The 22,573-nt window shown below is 34.9% G+C and carries 21 protein-coding genes; 13 read left to right on the top strand and 8 right to left on the bottom strand.

Annotated elements, in window-relative coordinates; all coding sequences use genetic code 11:
* The first annotated feature begins 75 nt into the window (after window positions 1-75).
* The 10 genes from purH (at window position 76) to A9D35_RS14180 (ending at window position 12,130) form a co-directional block, all read left to right on the top strand.
* Window positions 76-1,608: a bifunctional phosphoribosylaminoimidazolecarboxamide formyltransferase/IMP cyclohydrolase gene (gene purH / locus A9D35_RS14225; protein ID WP_066224086.1), complete on the top strand. Its 1,533-nt coding sequence runs from the start codon at window positions 76-78 to the stop codon at window positions 1,606-1,608.
* Window positions 1,609-1,666: 58 nt separating this feature from the next.
* Window positions 1,667-2,695 (top strand): rod shape-determining protein, encoded by a 1,029-nt coding sequence (locus A9D35_RS14220; RefSeq protein ID WP_038526917.1) that lies wholly within the window; start codon window positions 1,667-1,669, stop codon window positions 2,693-2,695.
* Between the two features lie 9 nt (window positions 2,696-2,704).
* On the top strand, window positions 2,705-3,529 hold the full coding sequence (gene mreC, locus A9D35_RS14215; RefSeq protein WP_066224085.1) for a rod shape-determining protein MreC: 825 nt from the start codon (window positions 2,705-2,707) through the stop codon (window positions 3,527-3,529).
* Entirely contained in the window at window positions 3,519-4,025 is a 507-nt protein-coding gene (locus A9D35_RS14210; protein ID WP_066224083.1) for a rod shape-determining protein MreD, read from the top strand. The genes mreC and A9D35_RS14210 overlap by 11 nt, the downstream gene beginning before the upstream one ends.
* Window positions 4,022-5,944 carry a penicillin-binding protein 2 gene (gene mrdA / locus A9D35_RS14205; protein ID WP_066224082.1) on the top strand — a complete coding sequence of 641 codons (1,923 nt, stop codon included), beginning with the start codon at window positions 4,022-4,024 and terminating at the stop codon, window positions 5,942-5,944. Before A9D35_RS14210 ends, mrdA begins: the two co-directional genes overlap by 4 nt.
* A gap of 1 nt (window position 5,945) precedes the next feature.
* The gene (rodA, locus tag A9D35_RS14200; protein WP_066224080.1) at window positions 5,946-7,223 is read left to right on the top strand and encodes a rod shape-determining protein RodA; all 1,278 of its coding nucleotides are present in this window, start codon (window positions 5,946-5,948) and stop codon (window positions 7,221-7,223) included.
* 125 nt (window positions 7,224-7,348) lie between these two features.
* Entirely contained in the window at window positions 7,349-8,770 is a 1,422-nt protein-coding gene (locus A9D35_RS14195; RefSeq protein WP_066224079.1) for a M20/M25/M40 family metallo-hydrolase, read from the top strand.
* Window positions 8,771-9,022: 252 nt separating this feature from the next.
* Window positions 9,023-10,018 carry a 2-hydroxyacid dehydrogenase gene (locus A9D35_RS14190; RefSeq protein WP_066224077.1) on the top strand — a complete coding sequence of 332 codons (996 nt, stop codon included), beginning with the start codon at window positions 9,023-9,025 and terminating at the stop codon, window positions 10,016-10,018.
* 92 nt (window positions 10,019-10,110) lie between these two features.
* Window positions 10,111-10,482 carry a VOC family protein gene (locus A9D35_RS14185; RefSeq protein WP_066224074.1) on the top strand — a complete coding sequence of 124 codons (372 nt, stop codon included), beginning with the start codon at window positions 10,111-10,113 and terminating at the stop codon, window positions 10,480-10,482.
* Between the two features lie 370 nt (window positions 10,483-10,852).
* The gene (locus tag A9D35_RS14180) at window positions 10,853-12,130 is read left to right on the top strand and encodes a cryptochrome/photolyase family protein (RefSeq protein WP_066224072.1); all 1,278 of its coding nucleotides are present in this window, start codon (window positions 10,853-10,855) and stop codon (window positions 12,128-12,130) included.
* 91 nt (window positions 12,131-12,221) lie between these two features.
* Here A9D35_RS14180 and A9D35_RS19700 read toward each other — a convergent pair whose 3' ends face one another.
* The 7 genes from A9D35_RS19700 to A9D35_RS14150 all read right to left on the bottom strand — a co-directional run bounded on the left by A9D35_RS19700 (window position 12,222) and on the right by A9D35_RS14150 (window position 17,240).
* Window positions 12,222-12,461, bottom strand: a complete 240-nt coding sequence (locus tag A9D35_RS19700) for a lycopene cyclase domain-containing protein (RefSeq protein ID WP_369692175.1) — start codon at window positions 12,459-12,461, stop codon at window positions 12,222-12,224.
* Window positions 12,395-12,904: a lycopene cyclase domain-containing protein gene (locus tag A9D35_RS14175; RefSeq protein WP_235817906.1), complete on the bottom strand. Its 510-nt coding sequence runs from the start codon at window positions 12,902-12,904 to the stop codon at window positions 12,395-12,397. Before A9D35_RS14175 ends, A9D35_RS19700 begins: the two co-directional genes overlap by 67 nt.
* Window positions 12,904-13,362: a sterol desaturase family protein gene (locus tag A9D35_RS14170; protein WP_174545284.1), complete on the bottom strand. Its 459-nt coding sequence runs from the start codon at window positions 13,360-13,362 to the stop codon at window positions 12,904-12,906. The genes A9D35_RS14175 and A9D35_RS14170 overlap by 1 nt, the downstream gene beginning before the upstream one ends.
* A gap of 14 nt (window positions 13,363-13,376) precedes the next feature.
* Window positions 13,377-13,826 carry a hypothetical protein gene (locus tag A9D35_RS14165; RefSeq protein WP_066224068.1) on the bottom strand — a complete coding sequence of 150 codons (450 nt, stop codon included), beginning with the start codon at window positions 13,824-13,826 and terminating at the stop codon, window positions 13,377-13,379.
* The gene (locus A9D35_RS14160) at window positions 13,816-14,652 is read right to left on the bottom strand and encodes a phytoene/squalene synthase family protein (protein ID WP_066224066.1); all 837 of its coding nucleotides are present in this window, start codon (window positions 14,650-14,652) and stop codon (window positions 13,816-13,818) included. Before A9D35_RS14160 ends, A9D35_RS14165 begins: the two co-directional genes overlap by 11 nt.
* A gap of 1 nt (window position 14,653) precedes the next feature.
* Window positions 14,654-16,117, bottom strand: a complete 1,464-nt coding sequence (gene crtID, locus A9D35_RS14155; RefSeq protein WP_083191720.1) for a bifunctional phytoene desaturase/3,4-desaturase — start codon at window positions 16,115-16,117, stop codon at window positions 14,654-14,656.
* A 100-nt stretch (window positions 16,118-16,217) separates the two neighbouring features.
* Window positions 16,218-17,240 carry a fasciclin domain-containing protein gene (locus A9D35_RS14150; RefSeq protein ID WP_066224064.1) on the bottom strand — a complete coding sequence of 341 codons (1,023 nt, stop codon included), beginning with the start codon at window positions 17,238-17,240 and terminating at the stop codon, window positions 16,218-16,220.
* A 158-nt stretch (window positions 17,241-17,398) separates the two neighbouring features.
* Between A9D35_RS14150 and A9D35_RS14145 the strand changes: the two genes are divergently transcribed.
* Window positions 17,399-18,289, top strand: a complete 891-nt coding sequence (locus tag A9D35_RS14145; RefSeq protein WP_066224063.1) for a MerR family transcriptional regulator — start codon at window positions 17,399-17,401, stop codon at window positions 18,287-18,289.
* 141 nt (window positions 18,290-18,430) lie between these two features.
* The gene (locus tag A9D35_RS14140) at window positions 18,431-20,683 is read left to right on the top strand and encodes a beta-glucosidase (protein WP_141675545.1); all 2,253 of its coding nucleotides are present in this window, start codon (window positions 18,431-18,433) and stop codon (window positions 20,681-20,683) included.
* Window positions 20,684-20,687: 4 nt separating this feature from the next.
* Here the strand turns inward: A9D35_RS14140 and A9D35_RS14135 are convergent, their stop codons facing one another.
* Window positions 20,688-21,437: a DUF2490 domain-containing protein gene (locus A9D35_RS14135; protein WP_066224061.1), complete on the bottom strand. Its 750-nt coding sequence runs from the start codon at window positions 21,435-21,437 to the stop codon at window positions 20,688-20,690.
* A 391-nt stretch (window positions 21,438-21,828) separates the two neighbouring features.
* Between A9D35_RS14135 and A9D35_RS14130 the strand changes: the two genes are divergently transcribed.
* Complete coding sequence (locus A9D35_RS14130; RefSeq protein ID WP_066226122.1) at window positions 21,829-22,563, top strand: DUF2092 domain-containing protein; 735 nt, start codon at window positions 21,829-21,831, stop codon at window positions 22,561-22,563.
* The last annotated feature ends 10 nt before the right edge of the window (window positions 22,564-22,573 follow it).

The raw sequence follows: 22,573 nt of genomic DNA, 5'->3' as shown, positions 1-22,573 counted from the left end.
AAACAAAACAGCAAACAAACTATAAAAATTTTAATGTAAATCCGTACTTTTGCCCATTAATATAACGCAACTATAATGAGTAACGAGAAAACAATCAAATCTGCATTAATTTCTGTATTTAGCAAGGATGGTTTAGAACCTATTATCAAAAAGTTAAATGACCTAGGTGTAACCCTCTATTCTACTGGAGGAACACAAGCTTTTATTAACGATTTAGGAATAGATGTTGTTCCTGTAGAAGATGTAACATCTTACCCTTCTATTTTGGGTGGACGTGTAAAAACTTTACATCCAAAAGTTTTTGGAGGTATCTTAAATCGCCAGGATAACCCACAAGACCATGCTGAATTAGCAGAATTTGACATCCCTCAAATCGACTTAGTTATTGTAGACCTTTACCCGTTTGAAAAAACTGTGGCTTCTGGTGCTAGCGAACAAGATATTATAGAGAAAATTGATATCGGTGGAATTTCATTAATTCGTGCCGCTGCAAAAAACTACGCCGATGTGGTTTGTGTATCTTCGGTTAACGATTATGCAGAATTTTTAGACATTATTTCTAACCAACACGGAATTTTATCTTTAGACCAAAGAAAAGATTTTGCAAGAAAATCATTTAATGTATCTTCTCATTACGATACTGCTATTTTTAATTACTTCAACCAAAATCAGGAAGAAACAGTTTTAAAAATAAGCGAACAAAACGGCCAAGTATTACGTTATGGAGAAAACCCTCACCAAAAAGGATTTTTCTACGGAAATTTTGATGACATCTTCACAAAACTTAACGGAAAAGAGTTAAGCTATAATAACCTTTTAGATGTTGATGCTGCCGTTAATTTAATTAAAGAATTTAAAGGAGATAAACCTACGTTTGCCATCTTAAAGCATAATAACGCTTGTGGAGTTGCACAACGCGACACCCTTAAAGACGCCTATTTAGACGCATTAGCTGGAGATCCAGTTTCTGCTTTTGGAGGGGTATTAATTTGTAATACTGAAATTGATTTAGCTACTGCCGAAGAAATTCATAGTTTATTCTGCGAAGTTGTAATCGCACCTTCATTTTCATCTGAAGCTGTAGAATTATTAAAAGGAAAGAAAAACAGAATTCTTTTAATTCTTCACGATATCGAATTACCTAAAACAAATGTAAGATCTTGTTTAAATGGTGTTTTAGTTCAGGATGCTAACAACAAAACAGATCGTTTAGAAGATTTAAAAAACGCAACTAACAATAATCCTACAGAAAGTGAGTTAAATGATTTAATCTTTGCTTCAAAAATCTGTAAACACACCAAATCAAACACGATTGTTTTAGTAAAAAACAACCAGCTTTGTGCTAGTGGAACAGGACAAACAAGCCGTGTAGATGCTCTTAATCAAGCTATACATAAAGCACAATCTTTTAATTTCGATTTAAATGGTGCAGTTATGGCGAGCGATGCGTTTTTCCCATTCCCTGATTGTGTAGAGATTGCTAAAAACGCTGGAATTACTGCGGTTATTCAGCCAGGTGGATCTATAAAAGATCAATTAAGCATCGATTATTGTAACGAAAATAATGTGGCCATGGTATTTACTGGAACACGTCATTTTAAGCATTAATTTCATTACTTTTACGACAACCGATTTTATAATTAAAGCAAAAAAAGACATATAAAGCATGGGATTTTTTGACTTCCTTACAGAAGAAATAGCTATTGACTTAGGAACAGCCAATACTCTTATTATTCATAATGATAAAGTTGTGGTGGATAGCCCTTCTATAGTTGCTCGCGATCGCGTTAGCGGTAAAATTATTGCTGTTGGTAAAGAAGCGAGTATGATGCAAGGAAAGACTCACGAGAATATTAAAACCATTAGACCATTAAAAGATGGTGTAATTGCAGATTTTGATGCCTCTGAACAAATGATAAGTTTGTTTATTAAAAACATTCCCGCTTTAAAGAAAAAAATGTTTACCCCTGCACTTCGCATGGTGGTTTGTATTCCTTCTGGAATTACAGAAGTAGAAATGCGAGCTGTAAAGGAATCTTGCGAGCGTGTAAACGGAAAAGAAGTTTATTTAATACACGAACCTATGGCTGCGGCCATAGGTATTGGTGTAGATATTATGCAACCTAAAGGAAATATGATTGTAGATATAGGTGGTGGTACTACCGAAATTGCAGTAATAGCTTTAGGAGGTATTGTTTGCGACAAATCGGTTAAAATTGCCGGAGATGTCTTTACAAACGATATTATTTATTATATGCGTACGCAACACAACTTATATGTAGGTGAACGTACTGCCGAAAAAATTAAAATTCAAATTGGTGCTGCTACCGAGGATTTAGAAACGCCACCAGACGACATGAGTGTGCAAGGCCGTGACTTACTTACCGGGAAACCAAAACAAGTTCAAATTTCGTATCGCGAGATCGCGAAAGCATTAGACAAATCTATTCTTAGAATTGAAGATGCTGTTATGGAAACCTTATCGCAAACACCTCCAGAATTAGCTGCCGATATTTACAATACCGGTATTTACCTAGCTGGTGGAGGTTCTATGTTACGTGGTTTAGACAAACGTCTATCTCAAAAAACAGATCTTCCTGTATACATTGCTGAAGATCCGTTACGTGCCGTAGTTCGCGGAACTGGAATCACGCTTAAAAACTTACCTAAGTTTAAGAGCGTATTGATTAAATAGCCTTAAAGCATGCAGCAAATTTTAAACTTTATAATACGTAACAAAAACTTTTTGTTGTATTTGCTGCTGTTTTCGTTGGCCGTATTTTTTACAATTCAAACCCATTCGTATCACAAAAGTAAATTTATAAATTCGGCTAATTTTTTAAGCGGCGGAATTTATACACGTTTAAATAATATCAATCAGTATTTAAACTTACAAACACAAAACGAAAATTTAGCACAAGAAAATGCGAGACTTCGCAATCGGCTTCAAAACTATCATTTATCGTTAGAAAACACTTTTGTAGACACCACGAGTTTTAACGGATCGTACTTGTATAGACCTGTACGCGTTATAAAAAACAGCTATTCGGCTACAACAAATATCTTACTTATAGATAAAGGAAGTAACGATAGCATTAAGGAAGACTTCGGACTTATTACCCCAAAGGGGATTCTGGGTATTGTAGACAAAACAAGTGGAAATTACGCCACAGTAATTTCAATTTTAAATTCTAAAAGTAGAATTAGTGCACAGCTAAAAAAGACCAATCATTTTGGAACCTTAACCTGGGACGGATATTCCCCTAGAACGGTACAACTTATAGATATTCCTAAAATTGCGCCTATTGCCATTGGAGATACCATTGTTACTTCTGGGCGGTCTGTAATTTTCCCTAAAGGCATTCAAATAGGAACTATTGAAAGTTTTGAATTGGATGATGCCGAGAATAATTTCGAAATTAATGTGACGCTGTTTAACGACATGACAAACATTGAACACGCCTATATTATAGAACATTTAGATGCTCCCGAGATTAATAACTTACTAAATTTATCGAATGAACAGTAGCGTTATATCTCAAATATTCAAGTTCCTTTTACTGGTACTAGTACAGGTTGTAATTCTAAATCATATTAATTTTTTGGGATATATAAATCCGTATTTATACATCTTATTTATTGTATTGTATCCTATTAAAAACGACCGTATTGTATTTTTGCTGTTAAGTTTCTTGTTAGGAATATTGGTCGATATTTTTTCTGACTCTGGCGGAATTCATGCTGCAGCTTGTGTAACCATCGCTTATATTCGTCCTTTAGTTTTAAAATGGTCATTTGGTACTGTTTACGAACACCAAACCATTAAATTTAACAATGTCGATTTTGGCTCTAAACTTATGTATATAAGTATACTAACCGTGGTACATCACCTCATCCTATTTCTTTTAGAAGTATTTAACTTTTCCGAAATACTTTTAACGCTTCAAAAAACGTTATTTTCTAGTATCTTTACCATTCTTCTGTGTATTATAGTTACTATTATTTTTAGCAAGCGCACTAAATGAGGCAATTTTTATTATTTTTCACCATTATTTTTGTTGGAATTATCTTTATTTCGAGACTGTTTTACCTTCAGGTTTACAATTCGTCTGCGAACGATTTATATGCCGATAATGCCATCAGAAAAGTTTACGATTACCCAAAACGAGGCTTTGTTTACGACAGAAACGGAACGCTTTTAGTTTCTAACCAATCGTCTTACGATGTTATGGTTATTCCTCGCGAAGTTAAACCCTTAGACACGGTAGAGTTTTGCAATCTTTTAAAAATAGACAAAGCACAATTTATAAAAACCTATAATAAAGCTTACCACTATTCACCACGACTACCTTCGGTTTTTGTGTCTCATCTGTCTAAAGAAGACTATGCTGTACTTCAAGAAAAAATGCGAAAATTTGAAGGATTTTATATTCAAAAACGCTCGCTTCGCCATTATGAAGCTTCTATTGGAGCTAATGTTTTAGGCGATATTGGTGAAGTTAACAATGCCATCATTAAAAAACAGCCCTATTACAAAATGGGAGATTTAATAGGCAAGCAAGGCATTGAATTGTCTTATGAAGAAGAATTACGCGGAAAAAAAGGAATTAAGTTTATTCAGAAAAACCGATTCAACAAAAACATAGGCCCCTATAAAGAAGGGAAATTTGACACGCTTCCCGAACCTGGAAAAGATGTAAAGATTACAATTGATGCCACCTTACAAGCCTATGGCGAACAATTAATGCAACATAAACACGGCGGAATTATAGCCATAGAACCTAGTACCGGCGAAATTTTAACTATGATTTCTGCGCCTACCTACGATCCTAATTCTTTAGTAGGGAGAAAACGATCTAGAAATTTCACAAAATTATACAACGATTCTATAGCCAAACCGCTATACGATCGCGGCTTATTAGCGCAATATCCTCCAGGGTCACCTTTTAAAGTATTAAACGCGCTTATAGGTTTACAAGAAGGTGTGGTTACCACCAAAGATCAATTTACTTGCCACCATGGGTATAGTTACGGAAACCGAAAAATGGGGTGTCACTCGCACGCTAGTCCGTTAGCCATGAATGTTGGAATTTACGAATCTTGCAATGCTTATTTTGCAAATGTATATAGACGAATCATTGAAAAATACGACACGCCTTATGAAGGGATGAATGTATGGAACAAGCATGTAACAAGTTTTGGTCTTGGAGATTATTTAGGATATGACCTAAAAATTGGAAGTCCGGGACGAATTCCGAGTGGTGACTTTTACGATAAATGGTACGGTAAAAACCGATGGCGAACTACCTTTACCCTATCGAATGCCATTGGTCAGGGAGAAATAGAGGCAACACCTATTCAGTTGGCAAATATGGTTGCTGCCATTGCCAATCGCGGTTATTTTTATACCCCTCACATTATAAAGTCTATAGAAGGTCAAGAAATAGATGCTCATTTTACAACGCCTAGGCATACCACTATCGATAAGGAAAATTTTGAACCTGTAATTCAAGGTATGTTCGATGTTTACAATAAAGGTACCGCGGCAAGTCTTCAAGTTAAAGGCATTGAAATTTGTGGAAAAACGGGTACTGCCGAAAATTTTGTAAAAATAGACGGCAAGAAAACCCAGTTAACAGACCATTCTATTTTCGTAGCTTTTGCACCAAAAGACAACCCTAAAATTGCCATTGCGGTGTTTGTTGAAAACGGGTATTGGGGTAGCCGATTTGCAGGTAGAATTGCCAGCTTAATGATCGAAAAATATTTACGTGGCAGTATTACCAGAACCGATATGGAAACATGGATCCTTTCTCATAGTTTAGAACATGAATACGAAAAACCATATTCTGGAGAACCTTTTAAAATTAATCGCGGAACAACATTAGAAACTGTGGAACCAAAACTAATAAAGAACGACCATTTAGCACCCGTAACGCCTTAATATGATTAGAGAAACTAACAGACATTTTTCTTTCGATTGGATAACCATCATAATTTTCATGATGCTTGTAGGGTTTGGCTGGCTAAATATCGTATCTGCATCTCATATAGGAGAAACAGTAGATTATTTTGATTTTTCTCAAGCCTACGGTAAACAACTCATGTTTATTGGTTTAACACTAGGCTTAATCGTTATTATTTTAGCCATAGAAGCCAAATTTTACGAACGGTTTGCTAGTGTTATTTATGTGGTATCCATGCTCTCTTTGGTCGGGCTATTTATTTTTGGTAAAAATGTTAACGGAGCCACCTCGTGGTATGGCATTGGAGGTATGACCTTACAACCCAGTGAATTTGCTAAAGCGGCAACGGCCTTGGCTGTAGCGAAATACGTAAGTGATTTACAAACCGATATTCGCAGGTTCCCAGATCAAATTAAAACTTTTATTATAATACTAATTCCTGCATTTTTAATTCTATTGCAAAACGATGCGGGAAGTACTATTGTTTATGGCGCTTTCTTTTTCGTACTATATCGCGAAGGCCTGCCAAAAATTTATTTAACCTTAGCGGTTAGTGTGCTTTGTATTTCTATTTTTTCATTAAAATTTGGCCCAATAATTACATCTATTCTTGCGGCAGGGGTTGTATTTACTCAATATTTTATCAGCAAAAAAAAACCAGTCATTTTACAACCCATACTAATTACATTGTTAGCTGTAGTGATGTCTGTTGGGGTGCATTTCTTTTACGATTCGGTGCTTCAACCGCATCAAAAAGACAGGATAAGCTTATGGCTCCGACTAGAAAAAGACCCAGCTAAATTGGCAGAGATGCGCCGAGACATTCTTTATAATTTATACGAATCTGAAAAGGCCATTAGCTCTGGTGGAATTGGAGGAAGAGGATTTCTAGAAGGCACACGAACTACTGGAAAATTTGTTCCAGAACAACACACCGACTATATTTTTAGTACTGTTGGAGAAGAATGGGGCTTTGTAGGTAGCGCCATGGTAGTTATTTTATTCGTGTTGCTTATGCTACGCATTCTTCATTTAGCTGAATTGCAAAAATCTCAATTTAGCAGAGTGTATGGTTACTCTGTAGCCTCTATTATGTTTCTGCACTTTATGATTAATATAGGCATGGTTATGGGCCTAATTCCTACTATTGGTATTCCATTGCCTTTCTTTAGCTACGGAGGGTCTGGACTTTGGGGATTCACCATCCTACTTTTCATTTTCATAAAATTAGATTCCAACAGAATTAACGAATGGTAAGCCCTTAATACGAATTGGTTAGACCTTATTTTCAAAAAAAACCATAGAATTTAATTGTAAGTTATTGGCAAAACACTAATTTTAAGAGGCCTTTAAACCGGCCGTTTTATTATAAATATGTTATTATGAGTCGAAACTTTACGTTGCTTTTCTTCTTTATTTTTCTTTCTGTACACATACAAAGTCAAAATAAAGTTTCGGAATACACCATCCTATCAGAGGAAGGCGATATAACTATTGAACAGGCTCTTAGTAAATATCTTCAATTTAAATCGATTAGCGGAAACGAAAAAGAAGCTGGAGAATGGCTAAAAAATTTGTGCCTTAAAAATGGTCTATATGTTACCCAAATGGGCGATACCAATAATAATTATAATTTTGCTGCTTCTATTTACCCTTTAAGTAGCGGGTTACCCAACATTATTTTATTAAATCATATTGATGTTATTCCATCTGGAGATGTCTCAAAATGGGAGCACGGACCCTTTTCTGGAGATATTACCGAAACCGAAATTTGGGGACGAGGTGCTTTCGACAATAAAGGGAATGGCATTATGCATTTATTTAGTACCATTAAAATTGCACAGGAATACGGCAATAAAAACATGCCTTATAATGTGACCTTTTTAGCCGTCTCTTGCGAGGAAACGCAGTGCGAAGGCGGTGCAACATACGTTACGCAAAATTATTTTAAAGCACTTAACCCTGCAGTAGTTTTAGGCGAAGGTCCACCTGCTTTTAACGATGTTTTAAAATCGCATCCAGAGCAAAATTTATTTGGTATTTCTATTACTAATAAACGGCCATTGTGGTTAGAGTTATCTTTAAAAGTTAAAACATCGGCTCACGGCTCAATCTCGCCTTTAAACTACGCCAATAAAGACATGATTGAAGCTTTAGACAACATTATTGGAGAGCCGCAAAAAGTAGTCTATAACGAAACAAATATTAATATTTTAAAGCAATTAGGCCAATGGGAAAAAGGGATTTCTGCTCTCGCATTAAAGCACCCTCGACTTTTTAAAGTCTTTATAGTGCCTCAATTAAGAAAAAAGCCAGAATTATTTTCATTGTTTTCAAATTCAATAACCCTAACTAGTGTGAATAGCCATAACGATGTTGTTAATGTTATTCCTGAAGAAATTACGGCATTATTAGACTGCAGATTACTTCCGCATAAAACAAATGAAGAGTTTATAGCAGGTTTAAAAGACAAATTAGACAATACAAATATAGAGGTTAAGGTGATAAGAGAAATGCCTATTATCCCTCCGTCTAGCGATAAATCTATCTTTTTTGCCAAAATTAAAGAGGCGGTTAAAAAGAACTACCCACAATCTAGCACCTTAAGTGCTTCGGTACCTAATTATAACGATGTGAGTTATTTTAGAGCCCAAGGCATTAACTCTTTTTGTTTTACCCCAATACAACTAGACCGACACTATTTAGAGCGTATTCACAACACTAACGAACGTATTCCACGAGGCGTTTTAAGCAAAGGGATGCAAACGTATATTGATTTTATAAAAGGATGTTTTAGTTTGTAAAAATGCCTTTCCTAAAACATTAAACCTCATTTGTACATTTCCTTTTTCAAATTCAGTGAAGTAGATATTGGCAATGAATTAATCTTGGTTTTATACTTTGATTAAAATCTAATGTAATGGTTCCTATTAATTTCCACATTTGTCCCCACTAACTGTTAACATTATTCTAAGAAATTCTACACCAAATTAAAAGTCCGAAATTTTCATTTATATTTAATCCTTATTATTCAATAAAAACCAAAAGCTTCACCTATGAAAATAGCCTTCTTCAGCACAAAATCTTACGATCGCGAAAGTTTTGATGCGCATAACACCAATCACCAAGACATCACCTATTACGAAGCCTCATTAAACAAACATACGGTTAATTTAACCCAAGGTTTCGATGCCGTTTGCGCGTTTGTTAACGATCATTTAGATGCTGACATTCTAGAGAAACTCAAACTAAACGGCATAAAACTTGTCGCTATGCGTTGTGCAGGATTTAACAATGTCGATTTAAAGGCGGCTCAAGCTCAAAACATAAAAATTGTTCGTGTACCATCGTATTCCCCTATGGCGGTTGCCGAGCATGCCACAGCCTTAATTTTAACTTTGAACAGAAAAACACATAAGGCGTATAACCGCGTTCGTGAAGGAAATTTTTCGTTAGAACGATTAACCGGTTTCGATTTATTTGGAAAAACCGTAGGTGTGGTAGGAACAGGTAAAATTGGTCAGTTTTTTAGTAAAATCATGCTAGGTTTTGGTTGTAAGGTTATTGCATTCGATCTTTACCCTTCAGAAGAATTAAAGGCTCTAGGAGTCACCTATGTGAGTATGGACGACCTATTAAAAACATCAGATATTATTTCTTTACATTGTCCACTAACAGAAGACACCCATCATATTATTGATAAAACAGCTTTTTCTAAAATGAAAAAAGGCGCCATGTTAATTAACACCAGCCGAGGTGCTCTAATTGATACGGTTGAAGCCATTGAGGCTTTAAAAAATAAAACCCTTGAGTATTTTGGTATTGATGTTTACGAGCAAGAAGAAAAATTGTTTTTCCAAGATCTTTCAGAAAACATTATTATGGACGATGTGATTTCTCGCTTAATTTCGTTTCCAAATGTATTAATTACATCGCATCAAGGTTTTTTAACCCACGAAGCTTTAGACCAAATTGCATTGGTTACGCTAAACAATTTAGAGGCCTTTGAAAAGGGAGAAGCACTAGAAAACGAGGTAAAGTTAACAGAGTAAAGACTTTAAATTCTGTTAAATTCCCTGTATCTTTAGCAAGAGCTCTACCTACTTTTTCCTTAATCACACATATTAATCATAATTACATACACATGACATTAGGTGCTTTTTCCATTAGTTTAAACGTAAAAAACATAAACATTTCTAAACAGTTTTACGAAACTCTAGGGTTTACGGTTTTTGCTGGCGATTTGGAAAAAAATTACCTCATCATGAAAAATGGTCCAACGTTAATTGGTCTGTTTCAAGGCATGTTCGATAAAAACATCCTCACATTCAATCCGGGATGGGATCAAGATGCCAAAACCTTGAAAGATTTTGATGACATAAGAGCTATTCAAAAACAATTAAAAGATCAAGGTGTAACCTTATCTACAGAGGTTGATGAAAATACCAAAGGTCCTGGAAATATTATTATCATGGACCCCGATGGTAACCCGATTTTATTAGATCAACATGTGTAATTTTAATTAGCTAAAATCCAAAATTTCAAACCTAGACAACACTCTCTAAATTCTATAAATCAATGTTTTAATTATTTCAGCATCTTATATATAAATAATTAAAACCTCAACACACTATTGATAGTTTTTCAGGTATGTATACCCTTAAAACGGTGGAGAACATTACATTCAGTCAACAAAAAAATGGATTAAGTATATGGTTTAGGGCATTATAAAATGTTCAGTAATAGCCTAACTATAAAAGCTCTTAAACATTTTAAATTTATGTCTGTTTTGTTTTAGGTTTAAGTTACAAATCTCTTGTTTTGTAGAACAGGACCTATTACATTTAAGTACCCAATTCATTTGCTTTTTTTAGATCATTTTTCTTATGACATATACCATATTTTGGTTTCGACGCGATTTACGATTAACAGATAACACAGGGCTTTTAGAAGCTTTAAACCGTGACACCCTAGTTCTCCCTATTTTTATTTTTGATGACAATATTTTAAATGAATTACCTCCAGATGATGCTAGAGTATCTTTTATTTACAACCAATTAAAAACTATAAACTCTGAATTAAACCGTCATAATTCATCCTTACTCTGTTTAAAAGGACAAGTGCTAGATATTTGGAAACAACTAACCGAAACCTATACCATAGAGGCTGTTTACACGAACACCGATTACGAACCGTATGCCCGTGAACGGGACGCTAAAGTGTCAACATTTTTAAAGTCGAAAAACATAGAGGTTCATACCTTTAAAGATCAAGTTATTTTTGAACCCCATGAAATTCTTAAACAGGATAACACTCCTTACACGGTTTACACACCATATAAAAACAAATGGCTAGAACGTTTTTCGGGAGTTGAAGTGTTTTCTGATGTATCTTTTGAAAACGTTCACAAAAATCAGTTTGAGTTCCCTACTTTGGAGAGTTTCGGATTTAAGCCTTCCTCAATTAAAGTGAAACCTTATAACTTAGGCGATATTGGGAAGTATGCTAAATATCGTGATTATCCATCTCAAGACATTGGGAGTTATTTAGGTCCGCATTTACGATTTGGAACTGTTAGTATTCGCAGCATTATTTCGGCATTAAAACCCGAAGACCAAACCTTTTTAAATGAATTGATTTGGCGTGAATTTTTTATGCAGATTTTATACCATTTTCCTAACGTGGTCTCTCAAAATTTCAGAAGAAAATACGACGGCATTGCATGGAGAAATAATGAAACTGAGTTTAAATTATGGTGCCAAGGCAAAACCGGATACCCCTTAGTCGATGCCGGTATGCGCCAATTAAACACAACCGGATACATGCACAACCGTGTGCGTATGGTAACCGCTAGTTTTTTATGTAAACACCTACTTATACACTGGCAATGGGGTGAAGCTTATTTCGCTAAAAAATTGTTAGATTACGAATTGGCTTCCAACAACGGGAACTGGCAATGGGCAGCAGGAACGGGTTGCGATGCAGCACCTTATTTCCGGATATTTAATCCAATTACACAATTAGAGAAATTTGATAAAAATCTGGACTACATCAAACAATGGATTCCTGAGTATGGCACTAAAGATTATCCCGATCCCTTAGTAGACCATAAGTCAGCACGATTACGTGCTTTAGAAGTTTATAAAGCGGGAATTAAACCTTAATTTTTTTTCCATGTAAGCCTTCAAATCTAGATAAAAACCTATCAATTAATCAGCCTCTTTAAGACTACTGAAGTAGGTTTGGGAGCTCGATTTAATTCAACTTTGTTTGAAAATATCTAAAGCCTTCAATATTTAAAAAAATGAGTAACAGGCCGTAAATGCTATCTTCTATGGGAATGGTAAACAGTCTAAACCCTAAATTTTCGGCATCGTTATACCACACAATGGGAGCCTCTAAAAAGGATCCTGTTAACAAACCATTACTCAAAAGAAAAAAGGAAGAATCAAGAAATAAGTAAGGTAATGAAAACTTAAATCGACTTGTTTCCATTTTAAAAACATTAAATACAACGCTGTAAAACCGCAAGCTGTAAACGTGTACCATTTATGGTAATGTAATATAGCTAAAAGACTAAACACACTAATAAATACGAGTGTGATATACCGTTGCGACTTAAAAAAAGGTGATGTTTTAATTAAGAATTTTAGAGCAAAAAAAGTGAATACACAAGCAAACGGAATACAGATAAAGAACAGAAGTTCTTCTACAGGTAAATTTCCTATATAGAGCCCTAAAAGGTAATCCGGGTTAAACCCCCAAATGCCCATTTCGGTGAAGTAATAGTCCCAAATCAGAAAGGCTATCGATACTAAAACATTTGCTTTAAAAAACGATTTCCATTGCTTAAAAAAGGCATGCTTAGGGTAAAAACTAGCTAAGAAGGGAATACAAATGCAAGCCAAATCGATGAGCAAATAGGTATAAGACTGCATTACTTTTTATAGGTTTTATGATATTTCTTGGGTACAAATAACATCCCAAAACATTCCCCATCTTCTTTATCTAAATGTTTATGGTGTACTTTATGAGCCTTCCGCAAGCCAATTAAATACTTGTTTTTCACATTTTTAAACCATTTAAAACGCTGATGAATAAGCACATCGTGAACCAAAAAATAAGCAATCCCATAACATAAAATTCCTAAACCAATAAAGAATAGAACATTTAATTCGGGATGAACTCCAAAATAAAATAGAGCAATACTAGGAATTGCAAAAATAACAAAGAAGGCATCATTTTTCTCGAATACGTGTGGGTATTTCGGTTCGTGATGATCGGCATGTAAATACCATAAAAAACCGTGCATAACATATTTATGGGTTAACCAGGTAATACATTCCATGACTAAAAATGTCGCTATAGTAACTGCTATGTACATTACAATTTGCATCATTTATTGTGTTTTTAATGAATATTTTGTGCCATTATACGTTTATAATCTTCAGATAAATCTGCAGATTTTAAGTGTTGCTCTACAAACTGTTTATCCTCTAAAATATTTTGCTTATAATTTAAAAGACTAGGCACATTCTTTTGCGTGAGCAATCTTATATAATGCGCTTCAATGCTGTTAGGATAAGCAGACAAATAGTTTTCTAACATTTTTTTTCCATCGTTAAAATAGCCTAATTTTTTATGCGGCCAACTTGTAAATTCGGCTTGTCGCATAATTAAAGAGGCCAAATACGGGATCTTTTTGTCGCAATCTAAACCCTCTATTTCCTTTAAAAGCTGATTTAATTCTGCTTCACTTTTTACCTCGTGATACGACCACCTGATCGCATCCATATCGTCGCAACTTGAAATAGGATGTACCAAAACCATCAGAGTTAATATGATTATTTTATATAACATTGAGTTTAAATCGGATATAGGCTTTGGTTAAAATTACGAGTTTTAAAGGATTCGAAATTCGAATACGTTCATATAGTAAGCGTTTAGAATCCATTCGCTCTAATTTATGCAATAATTTCATATAATACTTATAAGCCAAATACACCCCTAACCTACTCTCGATTGGTAATTGCACAATGCCCTTATAAGCTTCAGTAAAATCGAATTGTATATCTTTAATTATATCTTCTTTGGCTACATTGCTCAATCCGTTTGTATTGACATTTGGAAAATACGAACGTCCTAAAATTTCGGTATCATCTTTAATATCTCTTAAAAAGTTAACCTTTTGAAAGGCCGAACCCAAATATTTTGCAGAGGTTTTTAAATGATTGAATTGCGCTTCGTCGTTATTAACAAACACTCGTAAACACATAAGGCCTACCACATCGGCAGAACCATAAATGTAGTTTTTATAAGCTTCTTCGGTAGTATAGTCGCTTACATTTAAATCGTATTCCATCCGTTTCAGAAAATCTTCAACAAAATCTTGCAAATCATATTTTAAAACCACCTCTTGAAAGGCATGTAAAATAGGATTTAAACTTATTTTGCGCTCTATAGCTTTGTGATAATCGGCAACAAATTCATGAAATAATTCCTCCTGATTATAGTTGTTAAAAGAATCTACAATCTCGTCGGCATAGCGTACAAAACCATAAATGGCATAAATCGCAGGACGAATAGAAGGTGCAAAAAGTCTGATTCCCCAAGAAAACGACGTGCTATATTCTTGAGTTACAATCTTACTACATTTTAAACTAGAAGTATCGAATAATGCTTTCATACTAGGTGTATTTTAAGATTAAATCGCTGACAATTTTACCTGAAATTAAAGACGGTGGTACGCCAGGTCCAGGTACAGTTAATTGTCCGCAGAAATATAAATTATCTACTTTTTTACTTTTTAATTTTGGTCGTAACACATGGGTTTGTGTTAAGGTATTTGCCAAACCATAGGCATTCCCTTTATAGGAGCTATAGTCTTCTTTGAAATCATTTACACAATACGATTCTTTAAACAGGATATGCGATTTAACTTCTACACCAACGATGTTCTCTAAACGATCTATTAAGGTTTTAAAATAGTGTTCGCGTACTTGTGGAGTATCTTCTAAATCGGGTGCTATAGGCACTAAAAAAATGCCTGCCTCTTTACCTTCGGGAGCCGCAACTGCATCTGTTTTACTAGGAAAACTGGCATAAAACAAAGGTTTATCTGGCCATGTTTTGGTGTCGTAAATGGTTTCTGCATGTGTCTCAAAATCGGTATCGAAAAACAAGGTATGATGCGAAACCTTCTCTATTTTTTTATCGAACCCTACAAAGAATAATAAAGCCGAAGGTGCGAATGTTTTTTTATTCCAATACGCTTCAGAATATTGTCTAAATTTCTCTGGTAATAAAGTTTCTGTATGGTGATAATCGGCACCGCTTAATAGGATATCGCAACTATACTCTTGGTTTTCAGTAGAAATAGATTTAACTCTTTTTCCGTCTAGATTAATCTTAGTAACTGCCCTATTGGTTTCAATCTTTACGCCCAAGCTAAGTGCTAAATCTTCGATGGCTTTTACCACCTGATACATACCACCTAACGGATGCCAAGTGCCTAGTTTAAAATCGGCATAATTCATGAAATTATAAAACGAGGGAGTATTGCTAGGTTTAGCTCCTAAAAACAGAACGGGAAATTCTAATACTTTTTGAAGATTTTTATGCGTAACATAACGGGAAACTTGCTTTTTTATCGTGGTTAAAAATCCATTAATTTTGGTTATGGTTTTTAAGTTCACAATTTCCATTAGGTTTTCTCCTGGGTTATACACCAAATCTTTTATGGCAATATTATAATGCGATTCTGCATTGTCTATAAACCCTTGTAAAGCTTTACTACTTCCCGGCTCTATACTCTCGAAAGTGGCTTTTATCTTATCAAATTCATTTTCAATACTAATAGCATCATGGGTATCGAAATAAATTTTGTAGGCAGGATTTAATTTTTCTAATCTGTAAAAATCTGAAGGTTTGGTATTGAAATCATTAAAGAAGGACTCAAAAACATCTGGCATCCAATAAAACGTCGGACCAATATCGAACACAAACCCTTCTTTTTTTAGCTGTCTTGCTCGTCCGCCAATAGTAGCATTCTTTTCTAGAACAGTCACATCGAAGCCTGCCTTAGCCAGATAACAACTCGCTGCTAAAGATGAAAATCCCGAACCTATTATTACAATCTTCTTTTTTATCATATTTTAAAACTGAAACTGTTTTTAGAAACCGGCAATCTGTATTAATCGATTGCCGGAAACACTACTAACCAACTACTAATTATTATATATTTTAATGGAATTAATTGGGCAACAACACACGGTCAATCACATGAGCCACACCATTAGATGCCTTAACATCGGCTATTATTATGTTCGCATTTTCTCCTGTTGCATCTTGAATAACATAAGTATCACCAGATTTTACAACGTCTAAATTATTACCAGAAAAAGCCGTTTCTACCGAAGTTTCAGTCAAATCTGTAGCATAGATTGCCGAAGGAATAGCGTGATACAACACAATATTTCGTAACAGCTCTATTTCTGCTTCCGTATCAAAATCGTCTAAACTATTATAATCGTTACCTAAGGCATCTAACAGATTTACAAAAGCTTCATTTGTAGGAGCAAACACCGTAAAAGGTCCGTCGCTATTAAGGACATCTACCAATCCTGTTTTTACAACTACAGCGGCAAGAATAGATAAATCGTCGTTACCTAAAGCAATATCTACCAAGGTTCCACGATTAATTTCATCTAAAACTGCTTGTGGCACAAGTACTTTATTTACTATATGAACAACTCCGTTAGTCGCCATAACATCGGCAACCGTAACTTGCGATTTTGTTTCGGTAGCATCTTCCAGAAATACTCCGTCATTTATGTCTACCATTAAGGTCTCTCCCTGAACAGTGGTGATTTCTTGATTATCTTCTAACTGACTAGATAACACAGTTGCTCCAGATACAGCATGGTACTTTAGTATAGTAGCCAACATTATTCTTCCTTCTGGAGTATCAAAATCTGAAAGGCTATTATAATCTTCTAAAGTATTTAACAAATCTGTAAAGGCCTGGTTAGATGGCGCAAAAACGGTAAAGGGACCATCGCCACTTAAAGTGCCTATTAAATCAGATCCCGGCTCGGTATCTGCTAAAGTTAAGGCCGCCACCAAACTACTTAGGTTATCGGTGTCTTGTGCTAGTTTAATAATATTCTGTGTTGGAGCGGGGTCCATATCATTCGAATCGTCATCATTATTACAGGATACAGTAACAATGAACAAACTAAATAATACTACTAGGTATTTCATTTTGTTTTTCATGTCTATGTTTTTGCAATTAAACTTATACAAAACTATATATTTTATTTTATTTGTCCAACTTATTTTAATTTTAATTAGACAATAAAGTTCATCAAATATGTAAAAAGCAAGGATTAAATTGGATTTTTTGTTTAGCTTTGCCCTACAAACACTTAGACATGAGTAATTATTCAATGGCTCAGATTGTGTCTTTAACAGGCATAAAATCGCATACTTTAAGGAAGTGGGAAAGCCGTTATAACTTTATAGAACCCTTACGTACAGACACTAACATTAGGTATTATACCGATGAGCAATTAAAAAAATTATTGAACATTAGTATTTTAACACGTAATGGGTTTAGAATTTCTCAAGTTGACAAGCTTACAGACGAGGAAATTAACACCCAAGTGTCTAAGATTTTGTTGAAAGGAGCTCCCGAAGACGAGGTCAGTGCTCTTATATTAAGCACTATCAACTTCAATGAGGATGAATTTGACCTTGTAATGAATGCTCAAATTTTAAAAACCGGATTAATTTCAACTATTACAGGACTTATCTATCCCTTTCTAGCTCAAGTTGGTGTGCTCTGGGGAGTAAATAAGGTGATGCCGGCTCAAGAGCATTTTATATCGAATTTAATTCGGCAAAAAATATTTTCGGCCATAGAGTTATTACCAAAACCTCTAGCGAATGCCCCTAAAGCCGTTTTGTTTTTACCTGAAAATGAAGATCATGAAATTGGATTATTACTAGCATCCTACATGGCACAACACATAGGTTGGCGCGTATTTTATCTTGGACAAAATGTACCCGACGAAAATATTAAAATGGTGACCGACATAACCAAACCAGACCTACTGGTTACTATGTTTATAACACAACATTCTAAATCGATACCTACTAGACTCACGCAACTTATTAAAACTATAAATATACCTCTAGTTGTTTCGGGATATATTGAAGATCCTAAATCCTTAACAGCATTATCCCCGCTTATTCATTATTTAAGCAAACCAGATGAATTTATTCCGCTATTACAGAACATGAATACTAATCGCTCTTCTTGAAAACACTAAAATTGTACATTAAAAGAAAAATAATATCAGGATTCGATTATTAGCTATTACCTAACAAGCTGCATTTATTTTACTTTTATTCATTTCAACAACCAACTTTAATTACATTCTAAAGTTTTAAAACATATTGAGATGAAACATATATACCCATATTCGCTTTTGGTTTTAGTTTTTCTCCTAAGCTGCTGTAAATCTGAAACAAAATCAGAAGTACAGATCTCCCAACCTGAAAAACCAATTACCTCGGCCCACCAGCCAAAACCTTTTAACATCTCTGATTTCGAGAGCCATGTGGATACTTTAATATCACAAATGACCTTAGAAGAAAAGGTTGGTATGCTTCATGGAAATAGCATGTTTGCCAATGGTGGTGTAGAACGATTAGGTGTTCCAGAACTCAGAATGGCCGATGGCCCTTTAGGTATTCGCGAAGAAATATCTGAAGATAATTGGTCGCCAGCAGGATGGACTAACGACTTTGCCACCTACTATCCTGCCGCTGGAAGTTTAGCTGCCACATGGAATCCGGAGTTAGCTTATACTTTTGGAAATAGTGTTGGCCAAGAAGCAAGAGCCCGACATAAAGACATGGTTTTATCGCCAGCTATAAACATTATAAGAACACCACTTGGAGGTCGCACATATGAGTATTTTACCGAAGACCCTTTTTTAAACAAAACACTAGCCGTACCTTTTGTAATTGGCATTCAGGATAACGATGTTATGGCCTGTGTAAAGCATTTTGCAGTGAACAACCAGGAAACCAACCGAGGAACTGTAGATGTTTTGGTAGACGAACGCACACTTCGTGAAATTTACCTCCCTGCTTTTGAAGCGACTGTAAAGAAAGCCAATGCTTATAGTATGATGGGGGCTTACAATAAATTTAGAGGCGATTATTTATGCGAGAATGATTATATGTTGAACACTATTTTACGCGACGAATGGGGATTTAAAGGCATCATAGTATCGGACTGGGCAGCCGTACACTCAACCGTAAAAACTTTAGAAAATGGTTTAGATATAGAAATGGGAACTCCAAAACCTTTCCATGAATTCTTTTTAGCCGATAAATTAATTGCTGCGGCAAAAGCTGGCGAAATTTCTGAAACAGAGATAGACAAACACGTTAAACGTATATTAAACGTACTACACCAAGTAAAAGCGATAGATAGCACAGGAAGAACCCAAGGAAGCCTTGCTACTCAAGCGCATTTTAAAGATGCTTACGATATTGCTGCAGAATCGATTATTTTATTAAAAAACGAGAACAACACATTACCACTTCAACTAGAGGGTGTAAAATCTATTGCGGTTATAGGCAATAACGCTACCAAAAAAAATGCTTTAGGCGGTTTTGGTGCAGGTGTTAAAACCAATCGAGAAGTCACACCTTTAGAAGGATTACAAAATAGGCTTCCTAAAGGCATTACCATACAATACGCCGAAGGCTACTTAGAGCGGTATTCTAAAAATGAAAACGACCAAAAAGAAGAGGTCACCCTTCAAGGACCAACAACTATAGACCAATTAGATGCCACAAAACTTGAAGAAGCGTTAACCGCCGCTAAAACCTCTGATATTGCTATTATTTTTGCTGGCTCTAATCGAGATTATGAAACCGAAGCTTCAGATAGACAAAATCTAAATCTACCCTTCGGTCAGGAAGAGCTTATACAAAAAGTGTTAGAGGTTAACCCAAACACTATAGTGGTAATGATTGCTGGTGCACCTTACGATTTAGGGACTATTAAAGACAAATCGCATACTTTGGTTTGGAGTTGGTTTAACGGCTCGGAAGGTGGAAATGCTTTGGCCGATGTCCTTCTAGGTACCATAAATCCGTCTGGAAAATTACCTTGGACTATGCCAAAACACATTAACGATTCGCCTGCTCATGCCACCAATAGTTTTCCGGGCAACGAAAGTGTACGCTACAAGGAAGGCCTTTTGGTTGGTTACCGTTGGTTTGACACAAAACATATTGAACCATTATACCCATTTGGCTATGGTTTATCTTATACCTCCTTTGAATTTTCCGATATTAAAACAAACCAAACAGAATACACAGACACCGATATCTTGTCTATAAAAGTGACTATAGAAAACACAGGAAAATTTGATGGTAAAGAAGTAGTTCAGGTATATGTTAGCAAGCCCAACTCGAAGGTTGAAAGAGCTTCAAAAGCATTAAAAGCCTTTACAAAAGTACATGTGGATTCTGGTAAAACGCAAACGGTATCCCTTGAAATTCCGATTAAAGAATTGGCGTTTTATAATGTTGACACAAAATCTTGGGAGGTAGAAAAAGGAGTTTATATTTTACAAGTCGGAAATTCTTCAAGAAACATAGTATCAAAACAAAAAATAAGGGTTACAGAATAGTTTATTATCTAAATGTTTTAATAATTCGGAATCTAAATACGATGTCGTTAGTTCTTACTAATTTATCGGCATCTTGCCTTGTATAGTGATATCCTAAAGTGCCTTCAACTTTAAAATCAGGATCAAACTGATATCCCATTCCAGGCGTTATCCTAATAACGTCGTTAAATTCGGAAGCTTGTACCATATTAAAGAAACCTTCTACCGATACTGGTAAATAGAAACCTCTACCCTCAACAAACATAAATCCTTGTAAATTAAATATGGCTTTAATTTGATATCTCAAACGCATACCAAAAACTTGGTTATCTTCCTCATTAGAAAAAACAAAGCGTTCTTCTAGTCTTATATATTGTTGTAATTGCACTCTCGGACGTAAATCGAATGCAAATTTATAGCCTTGATACGGTCTAATTTCGAAAGAATTATGACTGGTTTTACTGGTTAAAAGAAATAAACCTGTACCAAATGTTAGAGATTCGGTATGCTTGAATTTTTTAAAAATCATACCATCTGAATCATATTGATAGGATGCTCTTACAATATATCTATGCCAACTTTTGGGCCAAATGGTACGATACCCAAATTCGCCCATAATTTTCTGGTTATCTCCTACATCCCAACTCGGATCAAAATCAAACCACAATTGTTGGGTAAAATCATTATCCTCGATACCAGAATCTTCATTAACTTGTGCTTTTGCACTCAGGCTGGTAACAAAAAGTAATAAAACAAATAAAAACACCCATGCCATTATCTTCAATACATGCCTAAAACAGTCATTAAAATCAAGCTTACTAAAGTGCATTTATAAATAAATTAAATTATCCGTTTTAAAAATTAAAGGTATCAAAATAATAGAAACTAACAATTTTTATTCACTCCCTTCACCCATAAAAATAAAATTTATCCTAAATTCAAATTACAATTTTTATCTTTTTTTTATATCCCTACATTTTACACTAACTTTATAACAGTTCGTCTATTAAATTTAAGAGTTAATAGGTTTTTGAAATTTTAAATTATATTTACATAAGTTCTTTTTGAACCACATAGACATTAACTCTTTGAATGGAAATAGCAAAAAGCACCTTATTTATTACGAATTTTATAAACCAAATTATAATTTATTAAAAATGAAAACAATGAAAAAACACATTATAGTATTTGTTTTAAGCATTTTACCTTGCCTTGTGTCTGCACAGAGTTCGGAAAAACAAATTGACCTAGATGCTATTGTACTTCTAGACCAAATGGGTGAAGCCATTGGAGAGTTAAGCACGGTATCTTTCCATTTAAGCATTATTAACGATGTTCTTGACGCCGATAAAAAAGTAACGCAACATGCCACAGAATGCGATATTAAAATGGCGGGTCCAGATAAAATGTTAGTTAAAACGCATAGTATAGATAAGCACCGTGGGTATTGGTATAACGGAGAGTTAATTACATTTTACTCTTACAGTGAAAACAATTACATAACAGTTGAGGCTCCAGATAACATCATTAGCATGATTGATTTTATGCATGATAAATTTGAAATGGATTTCCCTGCGGCAGATTTCTTTTACCCATCGTTTACAGATGATTTAATAGAACACTTTAACCGTATTTCTTACGAAGGCCTTGAGGTTGTAGGCGGTGAAGAATGTGCCCTTATTACTGTTGAAAACGACAACATGTTAGGAAAGATTTGGATTTCTGATGAGGCACATTCGCTTCCTAAGCAATTTGAAATTACCTATAAGAAAAAAGACGATATGAAATACCATGCATCATTTAGTGACTGGCAATTAAACCCAGAATTGAATGATGATATTTTCGAATTTGCACCGCCAGCAAGTGCCCGATTAATTAGCGTTTTAATTGCTAAATCTTAAAACGAATTAT

This window comes from Formosa haliotis (genome assembly GCF_001685485.1).
GTDB classification, from domain to species: Bacteria; Bacteroidota; Bacteroidia; order Flavobacteriales; family Flavobacteriaceae; genus Formosa; species Formosa haliotis.
This window is presented reverse-complemented; position numbering and strand designations above follow the sequence as displayed.

Coding starts and splice junctions, on each gene's coding strand:
- A9D35_RS14135 (WP_066224061.1), bottom strand. CDS start 21,437: ATGGCATGGGTGTTTTTATTTGTTTTATTACTTTTTGTTACCAGCCTG.
- A9D35_RS14175 (WP_235817906.1), bottom strand. CDS start 12,904: ATGCAGTCTTATACCTATTTGCTCATCGATTTGGCTTGCATTTGTATT.
- A9D35_RS14145 (WP_066224063.1), top strand. CDS start 17,399: ATGAGTAATTATTCAATGGCTCAGATTGTGTCTTTAACAGGCATAAAA.
- rodA (WP_066224080.1), top strand. CDS start 5,946: ATGATTAGAGAAACTAACAGACATTTTTCTTTCGATTGGATAACCATC.
- mreC (WP_066224085.1), top strand. CDS start 2,705: ATGCAGCAAATTTTAAACTTTATAATACGTAACAAAAACTTTTTGTTG.
- A9D35_RS14130 (WP_066226122.1), top strand. CDS start 21,829: ATGAAAAAACACATTATAGTATTTGTTTTAAGCATTTTACCTTGCCTT.
- A9D35_RS19700 (WP_369692175.1), bottom strand. CDS start 12,461: ATGGAAACAAGTCGATTTAAGTTTTCATTACCTTACTTATTTCTTGAT.
- A9D35_RS14170 (WP_174545284.1), bottom strand. CDS start 13,362: ATGCAAATTGTAATGTACATAGCAGTTACTATAGCGACATTTTTAGTC.
- A9D35_RS14210 (WP_066224083.1), top strand. CDS start 3,519: ATGAACAGTAGCGTTATATCTCAAATATTCAAGTTCCTTTTACTGGTA.
- A9D35_RS14180 (WP_066224072.1), top strand. CDS start 10,853: ATGACATATACCATATTTTGGTTTCGACGCGATTTACGATTAACAGAT.
- A9D35_RS14185 (WP_066224074.1), top strand. CDS start 10,111: ATGACATTAGGTGCTTTTTCCATTAGTTTAAACGTAAAAAACATAAAC.
- crtID (WP_083191720.1), bottom strand. CDS start 16,117: ATGATAAAAAAGAAGATTGTAATAATAGGTTCGGGATTTTCATCTTTA.
- A9D35_RS14195 (WP_066224079.1), top strand. CDS start 7,349: ATGAGTCGAAACTTTACGTTGCTTTTCTTCTTTATTTTTCTTTCTGTA.
- A9D35_RS14140 (WP_141675545.1), top strand. CDS start 18,431: ATGAAACATATATACCCATATTCGCTTTTGGTTTTAGTTTTTCTCCTA.
- mrdA (WP_066224082.1), top strand. CDS start 4,022: ATGAGGCAATTTTTATTATTTTTCACCATTATTTTTGTTGGAATTATC.
- A9D35_RS14160 (WP_066224066.1), bottom strand. CDS start 14,652: ATGAAAGCATTATTCGATACTTCTAGTTTAAAATGTAGTAAGATTGTA.
- A9D35_RS14150 (WP_066224064.1), bottom strand. CDS start 17,240: ATGAAAAACAAAATGAAATACCTAGTAGTATTATTTAGTTTGTTCATT.
- purH (WP_066224086.1), top strand. CDS start 76: ATGAGTAACGAGAAAACAATCAAATCTGCATTAATTTCTGTATTTAGC.
- A9D35_RS14165 (WP_066224068.1), bottom strand. CDS start 13,826: ATGTTATATAAAATAATCATATTAACTCTGATGGTTTTGGTACATCCT.
- A9D35_RS14190 (WP_066224077.1), top strand. CDS start 9,023: ATGAAAATAGCCTTCTTCAGCACAAAATCTTACGATCGCGAAAGTTTT.
- A9D35_RS14220 (WP_038526917.1), top strand. CDS start 1,667: ATGGGATTTTTTGACTTCCTTACAGAAGAAATAGCTATTGACTTAGGA.